Source organism: Bacteroides sp. 1_1_14 (assembly GCF_000162515.1).
GTDB classification, from domain to species: Bacteria; Bacteroidota; Bacteroidia; order Bacteroidales; family Bacteroidaceae; genus Bacteroides; species Bacteroides thetaiotaomicron.
On sequence record NZ_GG774702.1, the window covers coordinates 427,438 to 436,311 of the forward strand.

The following is an 8,874-nucleotide window of genomic DNA, read 5'->3' on the forward strand; positions in this document are numbered from 1 at the left end:
AAAAAGGATTATATTCATTTTAAATTTAATATCTATGTTACAACGCACTATCTTTTTTTTGTTCTTGCTGGGAGGCGTCTTAGTGTCTTTGGTTGCTAAAGCTGATGATAATCCGCGTACTTTTATCTTGCTGGATAAGGGATGGGGATATAGGCCTGTCAGTGATACGGGATTAAAATCTTCTATGAAGCAAGTAACTGTCCCTCATACATGGAATGCCAATTATATACCGGGTACCCGCTCCTACAACAGGGAAATGATGGTATATAGACGTGATCTTGAAATAACCCCGGATATGAAGGACAAACGGCTTTTCCTTTATTTCGAAGGAGTGAATTCATCGGCCACTGTTTTGGTGAATAATAAATCCGTAGGATCGCATAAAGGAGGATATACGGCATTTTGTATGGAAGTGACAGATTATGCAAAACAGGGTATTAATAAACTGGAAGTATGGGTGACTAACGCATACAATCCGGAAATTCTGCCTATCAGTGGTGATTTCAATATATACGGTGGTATTCATCGCCCTTGTCATTTGCTGGTGACGGAGCAGGACTGTATTTCACCTTTGTTTTATGCTTCCCCCGGTGTCTTTATACATCAGGATAAAGTGTCGGAAAAGCAAGCTCAAATAACGGTGGAGACAATGCTTTCACTTAGAGGAAAGAAGCAAGGATTAAAAGTCCGGACTACGATTGAAGATGCCAAGGGAAATATTATTTCACAGAATATAGAGCAGAATGTAACCACTGAAAACGTAAAGCAGCCGTTTGTGATTGAGCATCCTGTATTATGGAATGCCAAACAGAATCCCCATTTATATAAGGTGATAGTCGAATTACTGGATAATGGTAAAGTGATAGACCGGGTAGAACAGCGAACCGGTTTGCGCTATTTTTCAGTAGATGCTGATAAAGGCTTCTTTTTGAATGGTAAATACCTTGATTTATACGGTTTTTGCCTGCACGAAGAGGTAGAAGGCAAAGGTAGTGCATTGTCCGCAGAAGATCATGAGCGGGATATGGAATTAGTCAAGGAATCCGGTGCGACATCGTTACGGTTAGTTCATTATCCTCATTCGGAATCTATCTATCATCTTTCGGATGAGAATGGAATCGTATTGTGGACCGAAATACCGATGGTAGGTCCCGGTGGATATGATTTTTGTGGATTTATCAACACCGACGGACTTAAAGAACATGCCCGGCAAGTTTTGAAAGAGTTGGTTTATCAGAAGTACAATCATCCTTCCATATGTTTCTGGGGTATCTTTAATGAGATAAGAACCAATTATGATAATGCCGAACCGTTTGCCCGTGAATTGCATGAGCTTTATAAAGAAATCGATCCGTCCCGACTGACTACCTTAGCCAGTTGTGATGATCCTAAATTCTATCAGAACTGTTCCGACCTTATGGCATGGAATAAGTATATAGGATGGTATGGTAGCCGCAATGCTCCCGAAACAGCCGGCAATTTCTTTGATAAAGCGAAAGCAGCTTCCGATGGAAAGCCTGTGGCTATATCGGAATATGGCGGTGGGGCTAATGTGGAGCATCACTTTTCGATGAAGGAAAATGATGTAAAGCCAAGTGGGCAATTCCATCCGGAGGAAGGGCAGACCTATATTCATGAAGGTAACTGGAGTGCATTTGCGCAACGCCCGTATATGTGGGCAAAATACATCTGGGTATTTGCCGATTTTCAGTCTTCCATTCGTAATGAGGGAGGTAAGCCCGGTATAAATGATAAAGGACTTGTCACTTATGACCGGAAAATAAAAAGGATGCATTCTATTTTTATAAAGCGAATTGGAGCACGGAACCAATGATTTATATAACAAGCCGTCGGTTCACCAAACGTCCGGAAGCGAGTGTTCAGGTGAAGGTTTATAGTAATCTTCGTGAAAATACACTATATGTAAATGGAAAGAAAATAGGTAAACAGAAGAGTGACTCTCTTCATCGTGTAGTGTGGCAGAATGTGACTTTAAGTAAAGGGGAAAACCGGATTCGGGTGGAAGGAAAATCCAAAGCTGGTGTGATTGAAGACACTTGTGTCTGGTATTTGAAGTAGGATTTCACCTTACCGTAGCAGATATAAATGATAAAGACAAAGTAGTTGTTTATCATCTCTTAATTTAGTGAACTTGGAGGGGGTACCGACAGTTCCATTTTTGATTGATAAAAATAATAAATAGTAATAAGCGAAAGATGAAAAAGTTCTGTGTATTTTTGCTCATAATCATCCTGTGCAGTAGTTTCAACTTTGCCCAAAGTAAAAAAGCCGTTTCTATTTTGGGTGATTCCTATTCCACATTTGAAGGTTATCTGCAACCTGATACAAATAGTATATGGTATTATACCCTTCCAAGACATAAGACTGACGTTGTCTCTGTACGTCAAACTTGGTGGCATCAATTGATCAGAGAAAATGATTATCGGCTTTGTGTCAATAATTCCTTTTCGGGAGCTACCATTTGTAATACAGGATATCGTAAAGCAGATTATTCCGACCGTTCCTTTATAACTCGTATGGATGAACTGGGATGTCCGGATATTATTTTTATTTTTGGTGCAACGAATGACTGTTGGGCAGGTGCTCCGCTTGGTGAATATAAATATGAAGGATGGACAAAGGAGGACTTGTATCAGTTTCGCCCTGCTATGGCTTATATGCTCGACCATATGATTAATCGTTATCCTAATGTCGAAATCTATTTTCTATTGAATTCCGATTTGAAAGAAGAATTTAATGAGGCAGTCAGAACCATTTGTAAACACTATGATATAGATTGCATTGAATTATACAATATAGATAAACAAAGTGGCCATCCTTCAGTCAAGGGGATGGAACAGATTTGCGATCAGATAAAAAGGTATTGTACTAAATAGGCTACATTTTCATAAAGCCATTAAAACTTTATTGGCATTTATTGAAAGTGTATCAAGCATTTTTGTCAGACATGATATGTTCGTATTATTTACGTAAAGCATTACGTGCCTTTTTCCCTGTTTGTTATTCTTCACTAAGAAAGGATTACCTTACTTTTGTCGTAATACTATAGTATAAATCTAACGAACTATCAAACTAACTAACAGAAGAAAAACATGTACGGAAAAAATCTTAAATTAGTATTAATGGTAATGTTGCTACTTGTGGGTAAATCCACTTTCTCTCAAGTAACAGAACGCGAACGTCCCAAAGAGTGGAGTCAACTGGTGAAAGGTGCCCGGTTTATGGATCGTTTTCTGCCGATAAAAGGCAATCAACTGTCATCCGACACATGGGGAACCTCCGATGTGCGACCGCGTTATGTTGATAATGGTATTGAAGACCGTGTCTGGTCCTATTGGGGTGGAAATATCCGGAAAGGAGAAGACGGTAAATATCATCTGATGGTTTGCGGATGGCTGGAAGCTTCTCCTAAAGGACACATGGAGTGGAGAAATTCATGGGTGTTCAATACTGTGAGTGATAATCTGACCGGTCCGTTCAAACCGGTTAATATCATCGGAAAAGGACATAATCCGGAGATGTTTCAGGCAAAAGACGGCCGATATGTTTTGTATGTCATAGACGGCCGTTATGTTGCGGATGATATCAACGGAAAATGGGAATATGGAAAATTCGACTTCAATGCGCGCGATCGTAGAATCATAGAAGGATTGTCCAACCTTTCGTTTGCCCAACGGGAAGACAGTTCATATGTAATGGTCTGTCGTGGCGGTGGAATCTGGATCAGTCAGGATGGCTTGTCGGAATATAACCAGTTGACAGACCGTCGTGTTTATCCGGATGTGAAAGGACGGTTTGAAGACCCTGTCATTTGGCGCGATCATATCCAGTATCATCTGATTGTCAATGACTGGTTGGGCCGTATTGCCTTTTATCTTCGTTCAAAGGACGGAGTCAATTGGGTAACTGATCCGGGAGAGGCCTACATGCCGGGAGTTGCCGTACACGAGGACGGACATTCTGAAGGCTGGTTCAAGTATGAACGTCTGAAAATGTATCAAGATAAGTACGGTCGTGCTATTCAGGCTAATTTTGCGGTTATTGATACTTTGAAACATGAAGATAAGCCATTTGATAATCACAGTTCAAAGAATATCAGTATTCCATTGAATCCGGGACTATTGCTGACAGTGTTGAATGATAAGCCCATTACTGCCGGTACTAAGACTATCCGGCTGAAAGTACAGGCTGAAGAAGGTTTTCATCCACAAACTGATATGGATATCAGCTCTTTGCGTTTTGGCGCTTCCGAAGAAGTGAATTATGGCAGAGGAAGTAAGGTATTGAAAACAGAGAATGACGGAAATGACCTGATCATTACTTTCGACGGAAAAGGAAATGGGATTACAGAGAAAGAATTTGCTCCTAAATTGATAGGCAGATATAAAAACGGAAAGATGCTTTACGGATATGCGCGTTTGCCGTATGTTGATTATGTGGAACCGATTCTTTCTGCGCGTGCTCCTGTATTCTCTGAATCGCAAAAAGGCTGGAACGGAAATATTGAACTACAGAACTTCGGACAAGTTAGCTCACAAAAGGCTTCAGTCAAGATAGAGTATAAGAAAGAAGGCAAAATGATAAAAGTAGCTTCTGCTGCCGTACCTGCCTTGAAACCCTATGAAAAAGCTGACATCCGCTTTGCGACAAAGGCTGATTTTGAAAAAGGTGAGGACTATAACTTCCTTGTGACTATTTATGCCGGCAAGAAAGTGCTCTCTACCTTCCGTTTGAATCGGAAGGTAGTTGAATAATTGAAAGACTAACAATTGAACGATTACCATGAAAAAGAAGATCACATTTTTATTGATGTTTGTACTGTCGTTGTCAATCTCCTCAGCGCAGAACACTTTCCGGTTTGGGACATCCGCAACACCCGAAGGCAAAACTCTTCTGGTGGATAGCAAGGGGCTTATCCTTGACGGCAAGCATATCATTCCCGTCATGGGCGAGATTCACTATTCCCGCGTGCCGGAGTCGGAATGGCGCCGTGAAATCCGTAAAATGAAGGCTGGTGGTATCAATATCATTTCTACATATATCTTCTGGATTCACCATGAACCGGAAGAGGGAAAATGGAACTGGAGCGGCAATCATAATCTGCGCCGCTTCGTCCGGATCTGTGCAGAAGAAAATGTGATGCTGGTGTTGCGTCTTGGTCCTTTCTGTCATGGAGAAGTGTATCAAGGCGGAATTCCTTCATGGGTACATGAGAAAGCCGGGCAGAATCCTAAGTATAAGATACGTGCCCGTACTCCCGGATTCCTTGAAGATTGTACGAAGCTTTATAATACTATTTTTGCTCAGGTTAACGGACTTTTGTGGAAAGATGGCGGTCCTGTGGTCGGAGTGCAGATCGAGAACGAAAGTCGCGGTCCTTGGGATTATCTGGAGTCATTGAAAAATATTGCTGTGAAAGCGGGATTTGATGTCCCGTTCTATACACGTACCGGTTGGCCTGCGCTTCGGGGAAAAGAGATTTTCGGGCAGCTGTTGCCGCTTTATGGTGACTATGCCGACGGATTCTGGGACCGGAAACTGGAGGATATGCCGGGCAGTTATGCCGATGCTTTCATTATGAGAGACAAACGCATGAGTAGTGCTATTGCCACAGAGACATTCTCTAAGGAGGAATTGTCGGAAGATTCCCCCTCTCTCAGTTCAAAATTGTCATATCCCTATTTTACTTGTGAGTTGGGCGGTGGTATGATGCCGGCGTATCATCGTCGGATAAATATCAATGGAAGGGAGCTTAAACCGCTGGTTATATGCAAGCTGGGTAGTGGCTCCAATCTTCCGGGATACTATATGTATCATGGTGGCACCAATCCATACAATCCTCTTCACACTATGGGAGAAACGCAAGCCTCTCCGGGTACTAATCATAATGACCTGCCTCATATGACCTATGATTTTCAGGCTCCTCTTGGCGAAGTGGGACAAGTATTCGAGACTCCCTTTCATGAAGGACGTTTTATCCATCAGATGTTGACAGACTGGGGCAGTGAACTCTTGCAGATGAATGTTGACTCATTAAGCAGGCATTATGCCCGCCGGGGTGCTTTCGAATTCTATAATGACTATGTGCGTATCAAGAATGAGAGCGGGACGTCCCATGTCACTTTTAAAGACTATCGGACTGGGGGAGCAACCATTGACTGGACTACTGTAGAACCGTTCTGCAAAGTGGATGACCTTATCTATTTCATCGAAATAAAGGGTAAAAAGCCTCAAATCTCCGTTGACGGCAAGGCCTATACTTGTAAACTTAACAAGCAGCAGAAGGCGGGCAAGCTCAATGTCTGTGTGCTCTCATACGAAAAGGCAAAGACTGCCTATAAAATTGACGGTAAACTGCTTTATGCCAAGAATGGCGGTATTCTGTATAAGAGTGATTCATGCATTGTGGAGGAGGTATGGACAAAGTCTCCTGTCATTGCTGCCACAGTCACGGAAGTGAAAAAAGCGGATGCTCCCCGTGTTGTCCCCATGGGTCGTCAGGCAGTGGCTGCGCAACCTGTAGAAGAGGATTTTGCAAAAGCTGCGGTATACACTATTAATTATGATACATTTGGAATGAATAATTATGATAATCTTTTTCTCCGTATAAATTATCGGGGTGATGTGGCCCGTGTGTATGCTGATGGCAGGCTTGTAGCAGATAACTTCTGGAATGGAAAGGAGATGTGGGTTCGTATGGCAGATCTCGTCGGCAAGAAGGTGGAACTAAAGATTTTACCTTTACGTAAAGATGCCCCTGTCTACTTCCAGAAAGAACAAAAAGCTATGATTGAGGCGACCAAAGGTGACTATATGCTTGGGCTCGATTCGGTAGAAGTTATTGAGCGTCATACACTGGAGTTTAATGATGCTTTTTAATGTCACTTGTCACTTTGTGGAACTAACCGGGTCATTATCAATGAAAAACGGGTGACAATAGATGGTGATAATAGGGTGATAATAGAACATTTATCCCGGTTCTATTATCACCTTTATTTTGTGTGATTTCTATTTAATGTCCTGATTATCAGATTTTAGATATACAATTCGGTTCCCATATCCACGAGTGTTAAGAACCCCGTTTTCTAGCAGAAGATTCAATTCCCGTTGTGCTTTTCCCTTTAATAAACCCGTAATCTGAGAGTATTCTTTGCGAGTGATGAAGTGATTCTTTGCTAAAAAGGCTTCCAGTCGGGAACGGCGTGTCTCTTCCGGCAAGTTTGATGATTCTTGAAATCCGAATTTGGCACGGGTCACCGTCCCCGAACTACGTCGTCGAAACCAGGGAGTAGCTCTGAAATTTACGTTGTCGAAAGAGATAGAGACTGAACGGATCTCTTTCTTGTCCATCACCGGACGTGCTTTCAAACTAGAGGAGAAATATCCGATTTCTCCCAGTTTCACATGATACCCCTCACTTAAATAATAGGATACCTTCTCTTGAAAAGCTACCATGATACCTGCCAAATCTCCCTCGGTGAAAGAAGAGGCTTCGGCTATTTCACGAAATAACCGTTTGCTGTCAATGGTTCCTTTGGATACAATTCGGGGATACAGAGGCTGTACTTCTCCGTCTCCCTTTTCATTCGGTTTTCGCCGAAAGTCATAATCTGCTGCCATAGCGTCACTTGTTTTTGTTGGTTAATAGGATTGTTACTCAATTGATACCGCGTGTGTTAGTACAAACACTAGTAACCTTAACATGTAGACAAGGCTCGACTAATATATTTTGTCTGTTTCACGTTTTCGTTCCACGTACGTGAACTGTTCGGACTATGTACGTGAACCCAATAGTTCACATACGTGGACCGATGGGACCATGTACGTAAAACGATTTCTTATCACTACAAAGATACATTAATCTAAGCTTCTAAACAACTTAATGAACGTTTTATTTACTATTAATTCAAGGAGCTTCCGAAAGAATGGAAAGGCGGATAAATAATCTGTAATAATAATGAATAGAAAGATTGTCTGCTATTGTTTTTATGCCTACCTTTGAAGGATATATATAAATATTTAAGAAAAGTAATGAAGATAACACAAATCAGGGAGAAAGATGGAGTCGAAGCATTAAGTGTATTAGATTTTAACTTGTTGATAGAGAAGATAAAAACAGAGATTAAGCCCCGTCCGGTGACCGGATTGCGCCAAGCCCTGCATTATGTTTTACCCGGAGAATCTTGCAGTTTTGCTGGGAAACTTCCCAAAGTAATACCCGCTGCCGTTTTCGGACGTGTGAATGGCGTGAAGCGGATGAAAGTATATAATGGCATCGTGGAACTGACTGTAGGTCCGTTGGCGGGAAAAGTAGAAGTGGAGATGGTCAAGAAGAAAGCGGCTGAATTGCCGCAGACTATGTTTGCATATATGGGATCAAGTGGAAATTCCGTGAAGATATGGACTCTTTTTACCCGTCCGGACGGTACGTTACCGCAGACGCAGGAAGAAGCTGAAATTTTTCAGGCACATGCGTATCGTTTGGCGGTGAAATGTTATCAGCCGCAAATCCCCTTTGATATTCAGTTGAAAGAGCCGGTTTTGGAGCAATATTCACGGCTGAGTCACGATCCCGAACCTTTCTATCGGGAAAATTCCGTGCCGTTTTATCTTTCTCAGCCCTTCGGGATGCCGAAAGAAATGAATTATCAGGAGAAGCTGACCCCAGAAAAGTCTCCGTTGAATCGTGCCGTTCCGGGATATGATACGGAAGATGCGCTGGCATTGATGTATGAGGCTGCTTTGCGAAAGACTTTTCAGTCGATGGAAGAGGGGTGGCGGCGGAATGATGATTTGCAGCCCCTGGTAGTTCGGTTGGCGGAAAATTGTTTCCTTTCCGGTATTCCGGAAGAG

Annotated in this window: 7 protein-coding genes; 6 read left to right on the top strand and 1 reads right to left on the bottom strand. The window is 42.2% G+C overall.

Features of this window, described 5'->3' with window-relative positions:
* Positions 1-34: 34 nt before the first annotated feature.
* The 5 genes from HMPREF9007_RS22650 (at position 35) to HMPREF9007_RS22635 (ending at position 6,900) form a co-directional block, all read left to right on the top strand.
* Entirely contained in the window at positions 35-1,834 is a 1,800-nt protein-coding gene (locus HMPREF9007_RS22650) for a glycoside hydrolase family 2 TIM barrel-domain containing protein (protein WP_277754602.1), read from the top strand.
* Positions 1,831-2,079 carry a DUF4982 domain-containing protein gene (locus tag HMPREF9007_RS27395; RefSeq protein ID WP_277754603.1) on the top strand — a complete coding sequence of 83 codons (249 nt, stop codon included), beginning with the start codon at positions 1,831-1,833 and terminating at the stop codon, positions 2,077-2,079. Before HMPREF9007_RS22650 ends, HMPREF9007_RS27395 begins: the two co-directional genes overlap by 4 nt.
* A 137-nt stretch (positions 2,080-2,216) precedes the next feature.
* Positions 2,217-2,897, top strand: a complete 681-nt coding sequence (locus HMPREF9007_RS22645) for an SGNH/GDSL hydrolase family protein (protein WP_008759824.1) — start codon at positions 2,217-2,219, stop codon at positions 2,895-2,897.
* A gap of 216 nt (positions 2,898-3,113) precedes the next feature.
* Positions 3,114-4,775, top strand: a complete 1,662-nt coding sequence (locus HMPREF9007_RS22640) for a glycoside hydrolase family protein (RefSeq protein ID WP_008759825.1) — start codon at positions 3,114-3,116, stop codon at positions 4,773-4,775.
* Between the two features lie 28 nt (positions 4,776-4,803).
* Positions 4,804-6,900: a beta-galactosidase gene (locus HMPREF9007_RS22635; RefSeq protein WP_008759826.1), complete on the top strand. Its 2,097-nt coding sequence runs from the start codon at positions 4,804-4,806 to the stop codon at positions 6,898-6,900.
* Between the two features lie 129 nt (positions 6,901-7,029).
* Here the strand turns inward: HMPREF9007_RS22635 and HMPREF9007_RS22630 are convergent, their stop codons facing one another.
* Positions 7,030-7,641, bottom strand: coding sequence for an HU family DNA-binding protein (locus HMPREF9007_RS22630; RefSeq protein WP_008759827.1), 612 nt, complete (start codon positions 7,639-7,641; stop codon positions 7,030-7,032).
* Between the two features lie 411 nt (positions 7,642-8,052).
* Here HMPREF9007_RS22630 and HMPREF9007_RS22625 point away from each other — a divergent pair.
* Positions 8,053-8,874 (top strand): BT4734/BF3469 family protein (locus tag HMPREF9007_RS22625; RefSeq protein WP_008759828.1); only part of this gene is annotated, 822 nt, incomplete at its 3' end.